This is a genomic window from Erwinia sp. Eh17-17 (genome assembly GCF_039675725.1).
Taxonomy (GTDB): domain Bacteria; phylum Pseudomonadota; class Gammaproteobacteria; order Enterobacterales; family Enterobacteriaceae; genus Erwinia.
The window spans coordinates 389,836-405,761 of the sequence record NZ_JBDFQT010000003.1; the positions used below are offsets into that span (position 1 = coordinate 389,836).

Annotated in this window: 15 protein-coding genes; 11 read left to right on the forward strand and 4 right to left on the reverse strand. The window is 57.4% G+C overall.

The annotated features are described in order from the left end of the window. Window positions 1–3 precede the first annotated feature (3 nt). A complete protein-coding gene (locus ABEH87_RS11775; RefSeq protein ID WP_346576559.1) occupies window positions 4–1,704 on the reverse strand; it encodes a chloride channel protein in 1,701 nt (566 codons plus the stop codon). Between the two features lie 133 nt (window positions 1,705–1,837). On the opposite strand from ABEH87_RS11775, the gene ABEH87_RS11780 reads away from it, so the two are divergent. From ABEH87_RS11780 to sstT, 3 genes are all read left to right on the forward strand, one after another. Continuing rightward, window positions 1,838–2,824: a Gfo/Idh/MocA family oxidoreductase gene (locus tag ABEH87_RS11780; RefSeq protein WP_346576560.1), complete on the forward strand. Its 987-nt coding sequence runs from the start codon at window positions 1,838–1,840 to the stop codon at window positions 2,822–2,824. 251 nt (window positions 2,825–3,075) lie between these two features. Further along, the gene (locus tag ABEH87_RS11785) at window positions 3,076–4,038 is read left to right on the forward strand and encodes a TerC family protein (protein ID WP_346576561.1); all 963 of its coding nucleotides are present in this window, start codon (window positions 3,076–3,078) and stop codon (window positions 4,036–4,038) included. Window positions 4,039–4,215: 177 nt separating this feature from the next. After that, window positions 4,216–5,454: a serine/threonine transporter SstT gene (gene sstT / locus ABEH87_RS11790; RefSeq protein ID WP_346576562.1), complete on the forward strand. Its 1,239-nt coding sequence runs from the start codon at window positions 4,216–4,218 to the stop codon at window positions 5,452–5,454. 68 nt (window positions 5,455–5,522) lie between these two features. On the opposite strand, the gene ABEH87_RS11795 is transcribed toward sstT, so the two are convergent. Genes ABEH87_RS11795 through uxaC form a run of 3 tightly spaced genes read right to left on the reverse strand, consistent with a single transcriptional unit; the run spans window position 5,523 to window position 9,904 of the window. Continuing rightward, window positions 5,523–7,013, reverse strand: a complete 1,491-nt coding sequence (locus tag ABEH87_RS11795) for an altronate dehydratase family protein (protein ID WP_346576563.1) — start codon at window positions 7,011–7,013, stop codon at window positions 5,523–5,525. Then, window positions 6,997–8,472: a tagaturonate reductase gene (locus ABEH87_RS11800; protein ID WP_346576564.1), complete on the reverse strand. Its 1,476-nt coding sequence runs from the start codon at window positions 8,470–8,472 to the stop codon at window positions 6,997–6,999. Before ABEH87_RS11800 ends, ABEH87_RS11795 begins: the two co-directional genes overlap by 17 nt. Before the next feature lie 22 nt (window positions 8,473–8,494). Next, the gene (uxaC, locus tag ABEH87_RS11805; protein ID WP_346576565.1) at window positions 8,495–9,904 is read right to left on the reverse strand and encodes a glucuronate isomerase; all 1,410 of its coding nucleotides are present in this window, start codon (window positions 9,902–9,904) and stop codon (window positions 8,495–8,497) included. A 370-nt stretch (window positions 9,905–10,274) separates the two neighbouring features. Here uxaC and ABEH87_RS11810 point away from each other — a divergent pair, with 370 nt between their 5' ends. The 8 genes from ABEH87_RS11810 to ABEH87_RS11845 all read left to right on the forward strand — a co-directional run bounded on the left by ABEH87_RS11810 (window position 10,275) and on the right by ABEH87_RS11845 (window position 15,706). Continuing rightward, window positions 10,275–11,588, forward strand: a complete 1,314-nt coding sequence (locus ABEH87_RS11810) for an MFS transporter (RefSeq protein WP_346576566.1) — start codon at window positions 10,275–10,277, stop codon at window positions 11,586–11,588. A gap of 170 nt (window positions 11,589–11,758) precedes the next feature. Continuing rightward, on the forward strand, window positions 11,759–12,535 hold the full coding sequence (gene exuR / locus ABEH87_RS11815; RefSeq protein ID WP_346576567.1) for a transcriptional regulator ExuR: 777 nt from the start codon (window positions 11,759–11,761) through the stop codon (window positions 12,533–12,535). A gap of 316 nt (window positions 12,536–12,851) precedes the next feature. Beyond that, window positions 12,852–13,526, forward strand: coding sequence for a DedA family protein (locus ABEH87_RS11820; protein WP_346576568.1), 675 nt, complete (start codon window positions 12,852–12,854; stop codon window positions 13,524–13,526). Continuing rightward, window positions 13,526–13,915: an EnvZ/OmpR regulon moderator MzrA gene (mzrA, locus tag ABEH87_RS11825; RefSeq protein WP_346576698.1), complete on the forward strand. Its 390-nt coding sequence runs from the start codon at window positions 13,526–13,528 to the stop codon at window positions 13,913–13,915. Before ABEH87_RS11820 ends, mzrA begins: the two co-directional genes overlap by 1 nt. 392 nt (window positions 13,916–14,307) lie before the next feature. Then, entirely contained in the window at window positions 14,308–14,679 is a 372-nt protein-coding gene (locus ABEH87_RS11830; RefSeq protein WP_346576569.1) for a DUF1090 domain-containing protein, read from the forward strand. Between the two features lie 45 nt (window positions 14,680–14,724). Next, window positions 14,725–15,030, forward strand: a complete 306-nt coding sequence (locus tag ABEH87_RS11835; protein WP_346576570.1) for a YqjD family protein — start codon at window positions 14,725–14,727, stop codon at window positions 15,028–15,030. Between the two features lies 1 nt (window position 15,031). Next, complete coding sequence (locus ABEH87_RS11840) at window positions 15,032–15,424, forward strand: phage holin family protein (protein ID WP_346576571.1); 393 nt, start codon at window positions 15,032–15,034, stop codon at window positions 15,422–15,424. Continuing rightward, complete coding sequence (locus ABEH87_RS11845) at window positions 15,425–15,706, forward strand: YqjK-like family protein (protein ID WP_346576572.1); 282 nt, start codon at window positions 15,425–15,427, stop codon at window positions 15,704–15,706. Window positions 15,707–15,926 lie beyond the last annotated feature (220 nt).

Consider the following 15,926-nt stretch of genomic DNA (forward strand, 5'->3'; position numbering starts at 1 on the left):
GGCTCAGATAAAATCTTTCGCCTGCTGGATTAAGCTGGTTTTCGTCAGCGCCCCAAGGTATTTACGTTCCCGTGGGTTATTCAGTACCGGCAGGCGCTCCAGCGTCACGCGTGCGAACGCCTCCCAGCCCTGTTTAATCGTCTGATTCTCGTACACCGTCGGGAAGTCAGCGTCCATCACGCAGCTGACCGGTGAGGTCAGCGTGATCTCTTTATCCAGCACTTTGTGCGAGATATCGTGAATCGACACGGCTCCGAGGAACGCCCCCTGCTCGCTGATAACGTAAACAAACCGTTCGCGCTTCAGGGAGCTGACCGCCAGCGCTTTACCTACCGAGTCCTGCGGCGTCAGGGCGGCCCCGGAGACAATAAACTGCGAGATGATACCGTTATCAAAATCAAATTTAGCATCTGAGCGGCTGAAGTGGCTGGTCATGACCGAATAGGTGCTGCTGGAGTGCAGGCGGTAGACGGTCATGGAGGCCAGCACGCAGGCGATCATCGCCGGAAACAGCAGGCTGCTGTTCAGCGTCATCTCCAGCACCATCAACATCGCCATCAGCGGAGCCTGACTGACCGAAGCCAGCACCGCGCCCATGCCGACGGCGGCAAAAACCTCCGCATCGCCAACCGGCAGCCCGACGGCGGATGCCAGCAGCGCCGCCATCTCCCCCATCAGAGCCCCTATCAGCAGCGCCGGGGTAAACAGCCCGCCCACCGCGCTGGAGCCGACGGAAATCGCCGTCGCCAGCATTTTCAGCAGCAGTAAGGCCAGCAGCGCCCACAGCAGGAAATCCCCCGCCATAATGCGCACAATCACTTCATAGCCGTTGCCGAGGATCTGGGTGCTGCCCGTCGCCAGCGTGCCTACCAGCAGCCCGCCCAGGCCGAGGCGCAGCGGCAGGCTGCTGATAACGGCAAAGCAGCGCTTGCTCTGACCAATCAGCCAGATCATGCCCCAGCCCAGCAGCCCCGCCAGCAGGCCAATGACGACAGTCAGCGCGATGCTGCCCGGCGTCAGGTCAAACTGACTTTGAGAAAACGGGTACATGGCGGAGCGGTGGCCGAGCGACCACATGGTTAACACCGCCACGCCGGAAGCAATAATCAGCGGGATCAGACGCTGCATGGCCGAGATGCCAAAGGCAATTTCCGCGACAAAAATCGCCGACGCCAGCGGCGCGTGATACACCGATGACAGCCCTGCGGCGGCGGCCATCGCCACCACGTCGCTGTTTTTGAGCGGCAGCGAGGTAAACCACCAGCGCCCCATCAGGCTGCCCGCTAAAGCCGACAGCTGCACCATCGGCCCCTCGCGCCCGATGGACGCCCCGCTGCTGATGCTGGCCAGCGACGACAGGCTGCGAAACAGCGACGTGCGGGTAGGAACGGCGTCCAGCTGCGCGTTAATCACTTCCAGATAATCCGTGCGTACCGTCTGTTTCTGCTCAATAGCCGTGGCATAGCGCAGCAGAAAACCGGCGATCAGCCCGCCTGCACCCACAATCAGCGGCCAGCAGTACCAGGGGTAAACCTGCATCGCGCGGGTGATATCGGTCTGCCCGCTGAACAGCAGGCCATCAATCAGATTAATGGCCTCGCGAAAGCCCAGCGTCACCAGTGACGCCACCAGCCCGACCGGAATAGCGACCAGAATGCTGGTCCAGTTAAGTGCATGTTTACTCTGCGGGCTGCGAACGCTCATCAGCTTCCCTCGGGATGATTTTCTGTATGGTGCGAGAGGATAAACGAAAAATCAAATCACACCTTTTTGTCATTGCCACACTTCACACAGATGGTAATCTGCTTTTTCGTCCACTCAGCCACACAGGAACGCTATGATTCGCTTCGCCGTCGTTGGAACCAACTGGATCACCCGTCAGTTTGTCGATGCTGCCCATGAAACCGGAAAAATGAAGCTGAGCGCCGTGTATTCGCGTTCGCTGGAGCAGGCAAAGACCTTTGCCAGTGATTATCCGGTGGATCTGCTGTTTGACTCTCTGGAGCAGATGGCCCAGTCAGACGCCATTGATGCGGTGTACATTGCCAGTCCCAACGCCCTGCACTGCCCGCAGTCACTGCTGTTCCTGCGCCACCGCAAGCATGTGATCTGTGAAAAACCGCTGGCCTCTAACCTGCGCGAAGTTGAAGCGATGATCGCCTGTGCCGCCGAGCATCAGGTGGTGCTGTTTGAAGCATTCAAAACCGCCAGCCTGCCGAACTTCCTGGCGCTGCAACAGGCGTTACCCAAAGTCGGCCCGCTGCGTAAAGCCTTTATTAACTACTGCCAGTACTCTTCACGCTATCAGCGCTACCTCGACGGTGAGAACCCTAACACCTTCAATCCCGCCTGGTCTAACGGCTCGATTATGGATATTGGCTACTACTGCCTGGGGACGGCCGTGAATCTGTGGGGTGAACCGGCAAGTATCACCGCCAGCGCCAGCCTGCTGGCAAGCGGCGTGGACGGCCACGGCACGGTGATCCTCAACTACGGTGATTTCGACGTCACCTTACAGCACTCAAAAGTCAGCCAGTCGACGCTGCCGAGTGAGATTCAGGGGGAGGACGGTTCGCTGGTGGTTGAGCACGTCTCCGAATGCCAGCGCGTCAGCTTTGTGCCGCGCGGCGGTAAGGCGCAGGACCTCACCCAGCCGCAGCACATCAATACCATGCTGTATGAAGCCGAGGTGTTCGTCCGTTTGATTGAAAATCATCAGATTGATCATCCGGGGCTGGAGACGTCACGCATTACCGCGAAAGTGCTGACCGAGATCCGCCGTCAGACCGGAGTAGTGTTCCCGGCCGACAGCGTGGCTGTGTAAATATTTCTAAATATTACTGAAGAAGATTGACCTTCGGCGGCTGCCCGCCTATCTTTTGCCTCAGCAAAGGGGAGTAACTTCTTCGTCAGTTAATCGTCAATACGACATCCACATGATGTCCGGTTACTGAGCAACCAAATCCTGGTTGTAAGTGAGACCTTGCCGGGAGGCGAGGTTTGCTTACAGCGACAATAATAATGTGGCTGGCGTCTTCCGACGTTGGCCATTTTTTATTTGCACGGGATACTCTTATGAACACTGTCGGCACACCGTTACTCTGGGGCAGCTTCGCTGTCGTCGTCGTGATTATGCTGGCGATTGACCTGCTGTTGCAGGGCCGTCGCGGCTCGCACACCATGACCATGAAGCAGGCGGCAGCCTGGTCGCTGGTCTGGGTCACGCTCTCTCTGTTATTTAACGCGGCCTTCTGGTGGTATCTCAACGACACCGTGGGGCGCGAAGTCGCGGATACCCAGGCGCTGGCGTTCCTCACCGGTTACCTGATTGAAAAAGCGCTGGCAGTCGATAACGTCTTCGTCTGGCTGATGCTGTTCAGCTACTTTGCCGTCCCGGCTGCGTTGCAGCGCCGGGTGCTGATTTACGGCGTGCTGGGCGCGATTGTGCTGCGTACCATCATGATCTTTGCCGGAAGCTGGCTGGTGACCCAGTTTAGCTGGCTGCTGTACATCTTCGGCGCCTTCCTGCTGTTTACCGGTATCAAGATGGCGCTGGCGAAGGAAGATGACAGTGCCATCGGTGATAAGCCGCTGGTGCGCTGGCTGCGCAGCCATATGCGTATGACGGACAAAATCGAAGGCGAGAAGTTCTTTGTACGCAAAAACGGCGTGCTGTTTGCCACGCCGCTGCTGCTGGTGCTGATTATGGTCGAACTGAGCGACGTGATTTTCGCTGTCGACAGTATTCCGGCGATCTTCGCGGTCACCACCGACCCGTTTATCGTGCTGACCTCTAACCTGTTCGCCATCCTCGGCCTGCGTGCCATGTACTTCCTGCTGGCGAATGTGGCGGAACGTTTCACCATGCTGAAATATGGCCTGTCGGTGATCCTGGTGTTTATCGGGGTGAAAATGTTGATTGTCGACTTCTTCCATATCCCGATTGCCATTTCCCTGGGCATCGTCGGCGGTATTCTGGCGCTGACGCTGATTATCAATGCGGTGGTCAATTACCGCAACGACCGTAAGGTTTCTTAACGGCGCAGACCAGCCATTTCTGTCAGGGCCGATCCTCTTTTTCGATCGGCCCTCTGGCACGGGGTGACCGGAAAAAAAGGTCGCCCCCTACTTTTTCCCTTCCCCTGCCCGAACATTTCCTTATACTCCCCCTCGCAAACACCCCAGACACATCGATAACCATAGCGACTTTAATATATGCGTACAGAAAACAGTGGTCGCGGGCTGATTCAACGCCTGCTGCAGGGTAGCCTGGTCACCCAAATTATGATCGGACTGGTGGCAGGTATTGCCCTGGCCTGGTTCTCAAAAAGCAATGCCCTCGCCGTCGGCCTGCTCGGAGAGCTGTTCGTCAGCGCGCTGAAAGCCGTGGCACCGCTGCTGGTTCTGGTGCTGGTGATCGCCTCGATTGCCAACCATCAGCAGGGGCAGAAAACCAATATCCGCCCGATCATCATGCTTTACCTGCTCAGCACCTTCTGCGCCGCCATCGTTGCCGTGGTGGCCAGCCATCTGCTGCCGCAGAATCTGACCTTGCAGAGCGCCAGCACTGACATTGTGCCACCGTCCGGGATTCTGGAAGTGCTGCGCGGCCTGCTGATGAGCATGGTGACCAACCCGGTTGAAGCGGTGATGAAAGCCAACTATATCGGTATTCTGGTGTGGGCCATCGGCCTTGGTTTTGCCTTCCGCCACAGCAGCGACAGCACCCGCACCTTCCTCAATGATGCCTCCGACGCCGTCACGCATCTGGTGCGTATGGTCATCCGCTTCGCGCCGATCGGCATTTTTGGCCTGGTCGGGTCGATTCTGGCCTCTACCGGCTTTGATGCATTGTGGGACTATGCCAGCCTGCTGGTGCTGCTGATCGGCTGTATGCTCCTGATGGCGCTGGTGTTTAACCCGCTGCTGGTGTGGTGGCAGATCCGCCGTAATCCGTATCCGCTGGTGTTTACCTGCCTGCGCGAAAGCGGCGTCACCGCCTTCTTTACCCGCAGCTCTGCCGCCAATATTCCGGTGAATATGGCGCTGGCTAAAAAACTCGGTCTGGATGAAGACACCTATTCGGTTTCCATTCCGATTGGGGCCAATATCAGCATGGCAGGGGCGTCTATCACCATTACCGTCCTGACGCTGGCGGCGGTCAACACCCTGGGGATCCACGTTGATATCCCGACCGCTATTCTGCTGAGCCTGGTCGCTTCAATCTGCGCCTGCGGCGCTTCCGGTGTGGCAGGGGGGTCCCTGCTGCTGATCCCGGTAGCCTGCAATATGTTCGGTATTCCGAATGAGGTCGCAATGCAGGTAGTCGCGGTGGGCTTTATTATTGGCGTCCTGCAGGATTCGGCAGAAACCGCGCTGAACTCGTCGGCGGATATCCTGTTTACCGCCGCAGCCTGTATGGCGGAAGATCGCCGCACCGTGCAAAAGGCGTAACCCGCAGCGGGCTGACCGAAAAAGAAGGTCAGCCCCTGCGCCCCTGGCGATGATTTCCGCCAACAGAATTACAATGTAACCCCGCTTTTAAATATCGCCAGCTCCCTGAAATCATTCACTTCGTTACGCGTCTGTCGCCCGTTGGCAATCGCCACAATGGTATCGACAAACTGCGCCAGCAGCACAAGCATCTCCACGCCGTGGATCAGCTGACCGGCATCAAAATCAATCCAGTGCGGTTTTTTCGCCGCCAGCTCGCTGTTGGTGGCGATTTTTACCGTCGGCACAAAACCGCCGTAGGGAGTGCCGCGTCCGGTGCTGAACAGCACCATATGGCAGCCCGCCCCCGCCAGTGCGCTGGTCGCCACCGCATCATTACCCGGTGCGCTCAGCAGATTTAACCCCGGCTGCACCAGCCGCTGCCCGTACTTCAGCACATCCACCACCTGGCTCTGTCCGGCCTTCTGGGTGCAGCCCAGCGACTTCTCCTCCAGCGTGGTAATCCCCCCCGCTTTGTTGCCCGGCGACGGGTTTTCATAAATCGGCTGGTTGTGGGCAATGAAATACTGTTTGAAGTCGTTGACCATGCTGACCGTTTTAGCAAACGTCGCCTCATCCCGGCAGCGGCTCATCAGAATGCGCTCCGCGCCGAACATTTCCGGCACTTCCGTCAGCACCGTGGTGCCGCCGTTGGCGATCGTCTGGTCGGAGAAACGCCCCAGCAGTGGATTGGCGGTAATCCCCGACAGGCCGTCCGAGCCGCCGCACTCCAGGCCGAACTTCAGCTCGCTGAGCCGCCCCGGCTGGCGACGGTCGTGGCGCATCACGTCATACAGCTGATGCAGTAAAGCCAGACCGGCTTCCACTTCATCATCCTGCTGCTGGCACACCATAAACTTAACCCGTGCGTCGTCAACCTCGCCCAGCGTTGCGCGGAACACGTCCACCTGGTTGTTTTCGCACCCCAGCCCAATCACCAGCACCGCGCCGGCGTTGGGATGGCGCACCATATTTTGCAGCATGGTGCGGGTGTTGACGTGATCCTGCCCCAGCTGCGAACAGCCGAAGGGGTGGCTGAACAGATGGACGCCGTCAATATCGGGCGCGTCTGCCGTCTCCTTGAGGAAACGTTGCAGGATCTGGCGGGCAATGCCGTTGACACAGCCCACGGTCGGCAGGATCCACAGCTCATTACGGATGCCCACGTCGCCGTTACTGCGGCGGTAAATCTCTACCTCGCGGTCGGCCGCCTGCGGCGGCAGCGTGGCAAAATCCGGCTGATACTGGTACTCATCCAGGTCGCTGAGGTTGGTGCGCGCATTGTTGGAATGAATAATTTCTCCGGCGGCAACCGGCTGGGTAGCATGACCAATCGGCAGGCCGTATTTCATCACCTGCGCATTAACCGCCAGAGGTTGCAGGGCAAATTTGTGCCCGCGCCCCACCGCCTGCGTCAGCACCAGGGAGTGCCCCGCCACGCTGACGTGCTCCCCCTCTTCCAGGTCACGCAGGGCCACCGCCACGTTGTCCAGGCTGTGAATTTTAATGATACTTTGCATGGTTACCGTCCGGGTTCAACTGCGCCAGCGCGGCACGCATGCCGAGCGTTATCATCTGTTGTAGCTGCGCCGTAACGCACTCTGCCAGCCCGCTAAGCTGCGTCAGGTCCTGTCCCCAGTGCGCCGTGTCGCTCAGCACCTCATCCACCAGATGGCGCAGAGTAATGGCGTGAGCGTCAGCCTGCGGCCACAGCGTGGCAAAGCGTGAAAGCCAGTGCGCATCGTCCTGGAGCGGATAGCGCTTACCGCCCCATTCGCCCCGGTAGTAAGCCAGCAGCGCCGCCAGGGCAAAACTCAGCTGAGACGGCGGCGTTCCGCGTCGGGAATGCTGCCACAGCAGCGCAGGCAGCAGGCGGGTGCGGAACTTCGTCATGCCGTTGAGGGCGATACTGCTCAGCTGGTGGCGGATAAACGGGTTGCGAAAACGGGTAAGCACCGCATCCGCAAAGGCGTTCAGCTCCTCCTGCGGCTGGGCCAGCGTCGGGATAATCTCGCCACGCAGCGTGCTGTCGATATATCCGGCAATCGCCGGATCGCCCATCGCGTCCCCTACCGACTCCAGTCCGGCGAGAAACGCCACCGGCACCATGGCGGTGTGCGCGCCGTTGAGGATCGCCACTTTGCGCTCTTTATAGGGTTTGATGTCATCCACCAGGGTGATATTCAGATCCAGCTGGTCAAGCCGCAGCGCCTGCTTTAACGATTCCGGCCCTTGGATCACCAACTGGTAATACACTTCTCCGGCCACGAGGTAGTCATCGCGGTAGCCCAGTTCGGCTTGCAGCGCGTCGGCGTCATCGGGATAACCGGTCACAATGCGGTCCACCAGCGTGGAACAGAAGGTGTTGTGCTGCTCCACCCACTGCATAAAGGCGGCGGGCAGCTGCCAGTGCTGCGCGGTTTGCTGCACCCGCGCACGCAGCGCGTCGCCGTTATCGTCGATCAGCTCACAGGGCAGCATCACCCAGCCTTTGTCTGCCGCACCGTTAAAATGCTGCCAGCGCGCCAGCAGCAGGCGGGTCAGTTTGGCCGGGAAGCTGACCGGGGGCGCAGATTCCAGCGTATCCGCCGGATCACAGTAGATGCCCGCTTCGGTGGTGTTAGACACCACAAAACGCAGCTGCGGGTCAGTCGCCAGCGCCATAAACGCCTGAAAATCCTCAGCGGGCTGAATTTCGCGGTTCACCGCGCGGATCAGTCGGGGCTCACTGACCACCTCGCCCTGCGGATTGATCCCGCGAATGACGGTGGTATACAGCCCGTCCTGACTGTTCAGGCTGCGGCTGTTGCGGCTGCTGCGCGGCCTCACCACCACCACCCCTGCCGCCAGGTCGGTGTGCTGATTAAGCAGGTCGACCTGCCAGTCGATAAAGGCGCGCAGAAAATTGCCCTCACCAAACTGGATGATGCGTTCCGGGTAGTGTGGCCCGGGAAATTCGTTTCTGTTCAGCTTGCGCATGCCTTCTCCTCTGCGACGGGGACTACAGCTCAATGGCAAAGTAGTCGCGCGCATTGTTAAAGCAGATGTTCTGCACCATCCCCCCCAGCAGAGCGATATCGCCGGGGGCTTCGCCTTTTTCCACCCAGCGGCCAATCATCTGGCACAGCAGGCGGCGGAAGTATTCGTGGCGGGTGTAAGAGAGGAAGCTGCGGCTGTCGGTCAGCATGCCGACAAAGCGGCTCAGCAGCCCCATCTGCGCCAGCTGGGTCATCTGCCGCTCCATGCCATCTTTCTGGTCGTTAAACCACCAGGCCGAGCCAAACTGCATCTTGCCCGGCTCGCCTTCCCCCTGGAAGTTCCCGGCCATTGTCGCCAGCACTTCGTTATCGCGCGGGTTCAGGCAGTAGAGGATAGTTTTTGGCAGCGCATTGTCGCGGTTCTGCGCATCCAGCAGTTTCGACAGCGGTTCGGCCAGCGGGCGGTCGTTTATCGAGTCAAACCCGACGTCCGGCCCCAGCAGCTGTAGCTGACGGCGGTTGTTATTGCGCAGCGCACCGATGTGGTACTGCTGCACCCAGCCGCGACGGGCATATTCCGCCCCAAGCCACACCAGCACGGCGGTTTTGAACTGCGCGATTTCGTTTTCCTGCGGGATCTGGCCGGCCAGGCGACGCGCCAGAATAGCGTCCAGCGTGGCGTCGTCTGCTTCGCCGTACAGCACCACGTCCAGCGCATGATCGGAGACTTTGCAACCGTGGGCAGCAAAGTGGTCCAGCCGCACGTTGAGCGCACGGCGCAGGTCATCAAAGCGGGTGATAGCCACATCTGCCACCGCCGACAGCGTTTGCAGGTAGTCGGTAAACCCTTCCGCTTCAATGTTGAAGGCTTTGTCCGGTCGCCAGCTTGGCAGCACTCTGGTGGTAAAGCTGCGGTCCTCAGCCAGCGCACGGTGATGGCGCAAATCGTCTACCGGGTCGTCGGTAGTGCCGACCATTTTCACCTTCATCTGCTGCATGATGCCGCGCGCGCTGAACGCGTCCTCTGCCAGCAGCGCGTTGCACTGGTTCCAGATGGTATCGGCGGTGGCGGGCGACAGCAGCGTGTCGGTGATGCCAAACGGGCGACGCAGCTCAAGATGCGTCCAGTGATACAGCGGATTACCGATGGTGTCCGGCACCGTGCGCGCCCAGGCGTCGAACTTCGCCCGGTCGCTGGCATCCCCGGTACACAGCGCTTCCGGCACGCCGTTCGCACGCATCGCCCGCCACTTGTAGTGGTCGCCCTTCAGCCAGATGTCATACAGATTATTGAAACGGTAGTTTTCCGCGATTTGCTGCGGCGGCAAATGGCAGTGATAGTCGAAGATCGGCTGGTCGGCGGCGTAATCGTGGTAAAGCCGACGGGCAAACTCACTGTCCAGTAAAAAGTCTTCACTCATAAAGCGTGACATACGATGTCTCCTGCTGGGTCTGATGCCAGTAAAGTTATCATACCAATTATGGCTAGCGCTGAATTAATAGTGAGAATACGATCACAAAAACACCACTATTTATCCGTGATTAAATCTTCCAGCCGTTGCATCAGGTGCTATCCGCCTGTCTTTTAAGCCCTTTTATTATCCCCTGTCAAAAAAATGGTTTTTGTGATGGCTCTCAACTTTTAAATCTGTATGACAAGTTATCGTGACGGCGTTCGAGAATGAGCAGGCAAGGTTGTCGTCAACAGACAGTGCGGGTGCTGAAATGCAGCAGGCCGTCCCGCCCCATACAGGTGCGCGTTAATCACGTGACATCAATAATAATTACGGGAAGAGGTTTTAGATGCGTAAAATTAAAGGGTTACGCTGGTATATGATCGGCCTGGTGACCATCGGTACGATTCTCGGTTACCTGACGCGTAACGCCATCGCCGTAGCGGCTCCTACGCTGGAAACAGAGCTGCATATCACCACGCAACAGTATTCCTATATTGTGGCGGCCTACTCGGCCTGCTACACCATTATGCAGCCGGTGGCGGGCTATATTCTGGACGTGCTGGGCACCAAAATCGGCTATGCCCTGTTCGCCATATTGTGGGCGGTGTTCTGCGCCGCTACCGCGCTGGCCGGAAGCTGGGGCGGGCTGGCAATTGCCCGCGGCGCGGTGGGCGCAGCCGAAGCGGCGATGATCCCGGCCGGGTTGAAAGCCAGCAGCGAATGGTTCCCGGCGAAAGAACGCTCGATTGCCGTGGGCTATTTTAACGTCGGTTCCTCTATCGGCGCGATGCTGGCCCCGCCGCTGGTGGTGTGGGCTATCGTCGCCCACAGCTGGCAGCTGGCCTTCATCATCACCGGCGTCCTGAGCCTGGTCTGGGCCCTGTGCTGGCTGGTATTCTATAAGCATCCGAAGGATCAGAAAAAACTCGATCCTGAAGAGCGCGAATACATCCTTTCCGGTCAGGAGGCTCAGCATCAGACGCACAATGGCAGGAAGATGTCTGCCTGGCAGATTGTGCGCAACCGTCAGTTCTGGGGGATTGCCCTGCCGCGCTTTCTGGCCGAACCCGCCTGGGGCACCTTTAACGCCTGGATCCCGCTGTTTATGTTCAAGGCTTACGGTTTTAATCTGAAAGAGATTGCGATGTTCGCCTGGATGCCGATGCTGTTTGCCGACCTCGGCTGCATTGTCGGTGGCTATCTGCCGCCGTTCTTCCAGCGCGTGTTTGGCGTTAACCTGATTGTCTCGCGCAAGCTGGTGGTGACCATGGGCGCGCTGCTGATGATTGGTCCCGGCACTATTGGGCTGTTTACCAGCCCGTATGCGGCAATTGCCCTGCTGTGTGTCGGTGGTTTTGCCCACCAGGCGCTGTCCGGGTCGCTGATCACGCTCTCTTCTGACGTCTTCGGTCGCAATGAAGTGGCTACCGCGAACGGACTGACCGGAATGGCCGCCTGGACTGCCAGCACCATGTTTGCTCTGGTGGTCGGCGCGCTGGCGGATACTATGGGCTTCAGCCCGCTGTTCGCGGCGCTGGCGGTGTTTGATCTGCTAGGCGCGGTCGCCATCTGGACGCTGTTGAAAAACAAACCGATTTCAGAGCTTGAGCAGGAGAAAAAGGCGAAGCGAGTGGGGGGGATGACGCAGCACTCAGCGTAATTCCGCCTGCGCCCCTGACGTATTCTCACCGTACTGGCCGACCTTTTGTTTCGGTCGGCCAGTACAGCTATCACCACAAGTACAGTTTTGCGGGAGGGTCGACCCGCCACAGTGAAAAGTGGTATAACAAATTCCATTCTCAGTGTGACCTTTTGGGGAGAGTCTGGAGTATGGAATTAACCGAGTCGCGCCGTCTGTATCAACAGCTGGCTGCCGGGCTGAAGCGACGCCTTGAGCAGGGAGTTTATCAGGTGGGCGAAAAACTGCCCGCAGAGCGTTTCATCGCCGAAGAGATGGGGGTCAGCCGCACCGTCGTCCGTGAAGCGATTATCATGCTGGAAGTCGAAGGCTATGTTGAAGTGCGCAAAGGTTCTGGCATCCACGTCATCTCCCAGGTTCAGCAAAATCGGGTCACCACCAGCAGCCAGCTGGAATTTGCCAATTTCGGCCCCTTTGAGCTGCTTCAGGCGCGCCAGCTGATTGAAAGTAATGTGGCAGAATTTGCCGCCACGCAGGTTACACGCCAGGATATCGTGCAACTGATCGACATTCAGGCACAGGCACGTAAAGAAGATCGCTTCCGCGATTCCGAATGGGATATGAAGTTCCACGTGCAGATCGCCCTGGCGACGCAAAACAGCGCGCTGGCCGCGATTGTCGAAAAAATGTGGTTACACCGCCTGCACAACCCCTACTGGCTGAAACTGCATGAACACATTGACGACAAGTCGATTGAAAGCTGGTGTGAAGACCACGACAACATCCTTAAAGCCCTGATGCGTAAAGACCCGGCAGCCAGTAAAATGGCCATGTGGCAGCACCTGGAGAACACCCGGCTGATGCTGTTTAATGCCACGACGGATGACTTCGAACTGAACGTTGACCGCTACATGTTTGCTGAAAATCCGGTCGTCATGCCAGATACGGTGGCTAACGGCGAAAAATAGCATTCTTCATTCAGGCTGCGCTATCCTGTTGAGTCAAAATACCTTCAGTAATGTCAGCCTGTGTAAAACTCCTTCCAGACAGCGTCTTCCAACGGTAAAACATCGTTGGGCCGGTGTTTCTTCCTGTCCAGGCTTGCATAATTTTGTTACAGTTAACTGCCCTTTTTACCCTTTTCTCTGCGGGTAGAAATGAGTGGACATATTCACCAGCCATGCTGTTCCGCCGCCCGTTTTCTGGCAATTAGCACCGATATAACGATGAATTAAGTGTGCAAATCATCATGAAACGAGCCAACTACGACGTTCAGGATTACTAATGGATATTTTTAAGTCTCTGGTGCACGCACTCTGGCAACAGGATTATGCCACCCTCTCTGACCCGACGCTGGTATGGGCGATCTATTTTGTTCTGTTTATGATTTTGTTTCTGGAAAACGGTCTGCTTCCGGCGGCCTTTTTGCCCGGAGACAGCCTGCTGATTCTGGTTGGCGTGTTAATCGCTAAAGGTACGATGAATTTCGCCCTGACGGTTTGCGTGCTGACCACCGCTGCCAGCCTCGGCTGCTGGGTCAGCTATATCCAGGGACGATGGCTGGGAAATACCGCCACGGTGCAGAAATGGCTGTCCCACTTACCCGCACAGTATCATCAGCGTGCTCATCAGATGTTTCACCGTCACGGGCTATCAGCGCTGCTGGTGGGCCGTTTTATCGCCTTTGTCCGTACGCTGCTGCCCACTATCGCCGGGCTTTCCGGTCTGAGTAACGCGCGTTTTCAGTTCTTTAACTGGATGAGCGCTCTGCTCTGGGTGCTGATTTTAACGGTGATGGGATACGCGCTCGGCAAAACGCCGATATTCCTCAAATATGAAGACCAGCTGATGTTCTGCCTGATGCTATTGCCACTGTTTTTACTGGTATTTGGTCTGTGCGGGTCGCTGTACGTTCTGTGGCGCAAGAAACAATCAACCAGTGAGAAAGGAAACTCATGATGTTAGCTTTTAGGAAACTACCGACGCGGGTACTGCGGCTGCTGCCGCTGATGTCGATGATCGCCCTCGCCCTGCTGGCTGCGGTGCTGATACCCACGCTGTTTCGCAGTGAAAACGCGTTGCAGATCCGGGCATCGCGCCAGGGGATCAGCCTGCCGGATGGCTTTTATGTCTATCAGAATCTGAATGCCCAGGGGATTCAGATTAAAAGCATCACCCCGGAACAGAATGCACTGGTTATCAGATTTGACTCAGTGGAACAGAGCGACGCCGCCGAGAAAGTGCTGCGCAAGCTGCTGCCCTACGGGTTTGATATTGCGCGCCAGGATAACCATGCTTCCGGCAGTTGGATCAATCGCATCAGCCTGCGCCCACAGTCCGTTGGCTGATTACCGCCCCCTTTCACGGGCATGGGGGCAACCCCTGAGGTATCGCCACAAAAATCGACTGGAATGTTATCGCGGGACAATCATCCCGGCCCGACCGGAACAGAAGGTCGGGCCCTACAATAGGATCGTATCGGGGATTACATAAGGGTCGACCTTTTTTTGCGGTCGGCCCGACCGGAACAGAAGGCCGGGCCCTACAATCGAATGTTATCGGACGTTTAACGATGGAAAATTTCTTAGACACCTCAGGGGCTACCCCATAAGAATGCTCTCTGTTTTTGAGGTTTTGCGATTTTCTGTCTATGCTTCATAAGCACTAAAACGCGGTCCCCCTGTTTCAGGACAACGATATCTTTATTTCTGATATCTCGCAAAGGAAGGTCACAATCACGATGAAATATCACATTATTCTGGGCGTCAGCCTGCTTACCCTGGCAACCTTTGCTCAGGCAGATACCCTCTGCCGGCAGAAAGAGCAGTCTATTCAGCACGAAATCGATATGGCACGCCAGCACGACAATCAACGTCGCGTGAACGGGCTGGAGCGGGCATTAACGGAAACCCGCGCCAGCTGTAGCGATGCCGCGCTGAAACAGGCTCATCAGGAAAAAATTAAGCAGCACGAGAAAAAAGTGGCCGAGCGTGAACAGGAACTGAAGCAGGAAAAAGCGGAAGGCGACGACCGCGAAAAGATTGCAAAACGCGAAAAGAAACTGGCTGAAGCCCAACATGAGCTGAAGGAAGTGCAGGCTGCGCCTTATTAAGGTCAGACTGCCAACGTCATTAAAACTAAATTTAAGGAGTTTTCAATGTCTAAAGATACTACATCAGAGCATCTGCGCGCCGAACTGAAAAACCTGGCGGATACGCTGGAAGAAGTGTTAACCACCTCCGGTGAGAAGTCGAAATCCGAGCTGGATAAACTGCGCAGCAAAGCCCAGAGCGCACTGAAAGATACCCGTGCCCGCCTGGGAGATTCTGGCGACCGTATCGCTCAGACCACTCGCGAAGCAGCAGAACGTACCGATGTGTATGTGCGCGATAATCCGTGGACCAGCGTAGGTATTGGCGCCGCAGTTGGCGTAGTCCTGGGCGTGCTGCTGACCCGTCGTTAATATGGCAGACCATCAGCAAGGCCACGGCCCCGGCAAAGGGGTCATAAATATCGGGCAGCGTATTGTTACCACCCTCGTTGGCATGGTGGAGACACGTGTGCGCCTGGCGGTGGTGGAGCTGGAAGCTGAAAAAGCCAATCTGATTCAGATGCTGATGATGGTTGGCCTGACCATGCTGTTTACTGCCTTTGGTTTGATGAGCCTGATGGTGATGATCGTCTGGGCGGTCGATGCACAATACCGGCTGATGGCTATCGCCATTACCACCGGTGTGCTTTTCGGACTGGCGCTGATCTTCGGACTGTGGACACTGGCTAAATCGCGCCGCTCAACGCTTCTCAGCGCCACCCGCAAGGAGCTGTCGGAAGACCGCAAGCTGCTGGAGGATGACTGAATGAGCCGCGAACGCGATGCACGTAAAGCCGAACTGTTACGCGAAATCCAGCAGCAGCGGCTGGATTTAAGCGCCGGGCGTAAAGCCTGGTTAGACAGTACGGCACGCTACGATCACGGCTGGCTGACGCTGTTGAGCGCGAAGCGCTGGCTGGCCGTCGGTAGCGGAGTGATGGCTATCTGGTCTGTCCGTAATCCGCGTTTCCTCAGCCGCTGGGCCCGCCGTGGTCTGGGTGCATGGAGCACCTGGCGTATGGTGCGTAACTACCTGCCGCGCCGCTGATCTCCTGCCCTGTACGGCCATACCTCTGGTATGGCCGTTCTTTTGTGCCAGTCACTTCCCCAGTTTTCTTGAATAAGTGCGACAGATTATCTCGCTTACAATCCTTTCCTTCCCCGACTATTATCTCCAGCAACGAACGGCACTGAGCGGATAACACGCGTCAGGCCTGAGTAAAATCCGGTCCGGCCGCTTGCCCGACCACTCATTCTTGTTAGGGGTA

What these genes read in the sequence shown, in the direction of transcription:
- ABEH87_RS11775 (WP_346576559.1), bottom strand. Translation starts at nt 1,704, where the DNA reads ATGAGCGTTCGCAGCCCGCAGAGTAAACATGCACTTAACTGGACCAGC.
- ABEH87_RS11780 (WP_346576560.1), top strand. Translation starts at nt 1,838, where the DNA reads ATGATTCGCTTCGCCGTCGTTGGAACCAACTGGATCACCCGTCAGTTT.
- ABEH87_RS11785 (WP_346576561.1), top strand. Translation starts at nt 3,076, where the DNA reads ATGAACACTGTCGGCACACCGTTACTCTGGGGCAGCTTCGCTGTCGTC.
- sstT (WP_346576562.1), top strand. Translation starts at nt 4,216, where the DNA reads ATGCGTACAGAAAACAGTGGTCGCGGGCTGATTCAACGCCTGCTGCAG.
- ABEH87_RS11795 (WP_346576563.1), bottom strand. Translation starts at nt 7,013, where the DNA reads ATGCAAAGTATCATTAAAATTCACAGCCTGGACAACGTGGCGGTGGCC.
- ABEH87_RS11800 (WP_346576564.1), bottom strand. Translation starts at nt 8,472, where the DNA reads ATGCGCAAGCTGAACAGAAACGAATTTCCCGGGCCACACTACCCGGAA.
- uxaC (WP_346576565.1), bottom strand. Translation starts at nt 9,904, where the DNA reads ATGTCACGCTTTATGAGTGAAGACTTTTTACTGGACAGTGAGTTTGCC.
- ABEH87_RS11810 (WP_346576566.1), top strand. Translation starts at nt 10,275, where the DNA reads ATGCGTAAAATTAAAGGGTTACGCTGGTATATGATCGGCCTGGTGACC.
- exuR (WP_346576567.1), top strand. Translation starts at nt 11,759, where the DNA reads ATGGAATTAACCGAGTCGCGCCGTCTGTATCAACAGCTGGCTGCCGGG.
- ABEH87_RS11820 (WP_346576568.1), top strand. Translation starts at nt 12,852, where the DNA reads ATGGATATTTTTAAGTCTCTGGTGCACGCACTCTGGCAACAGGATTAT.
- mzrA (WP_346576698.1), top strand. Translation starts at nt 13,526, where the DNA reads ATGTTAGCTTTTAGGAAACTACCGACGCGGGTACTGCGGCTGCTGCCG.
- ABEH87_RS11830 (WP_346576569.1), top strand. Translation starts at nt 14,308, where the DNA reads ATGAAATATCACATTATTCTGGGCGTCAGCCTGCTTACCCTGGCAACC.
- ABEH87_RS11835 (WP_346576570.1), top strand. Translation starts at nt 14,725, where the DNA reads ATGTCTAAAGATACTACATCAGAGCATCTGCGCGCCGAACTGAAAAAC.
- ABEH87_RS11840 (WP_346576571.1), top strand. Translation starts at nt 15,032, where the DNA reads ATGGCAGACCATCAGCAAGGCCACGGCCCCGGCAAAGGGGTCATAAAT.
- ABEH87_RS11845 (WP_346576572.1), top strand. Translation starts at nt 15,425, where the DNA reads ATGAGCCGCGAACGCGATGCACGTAAAGCCGAACTGTTACGCGAAATC.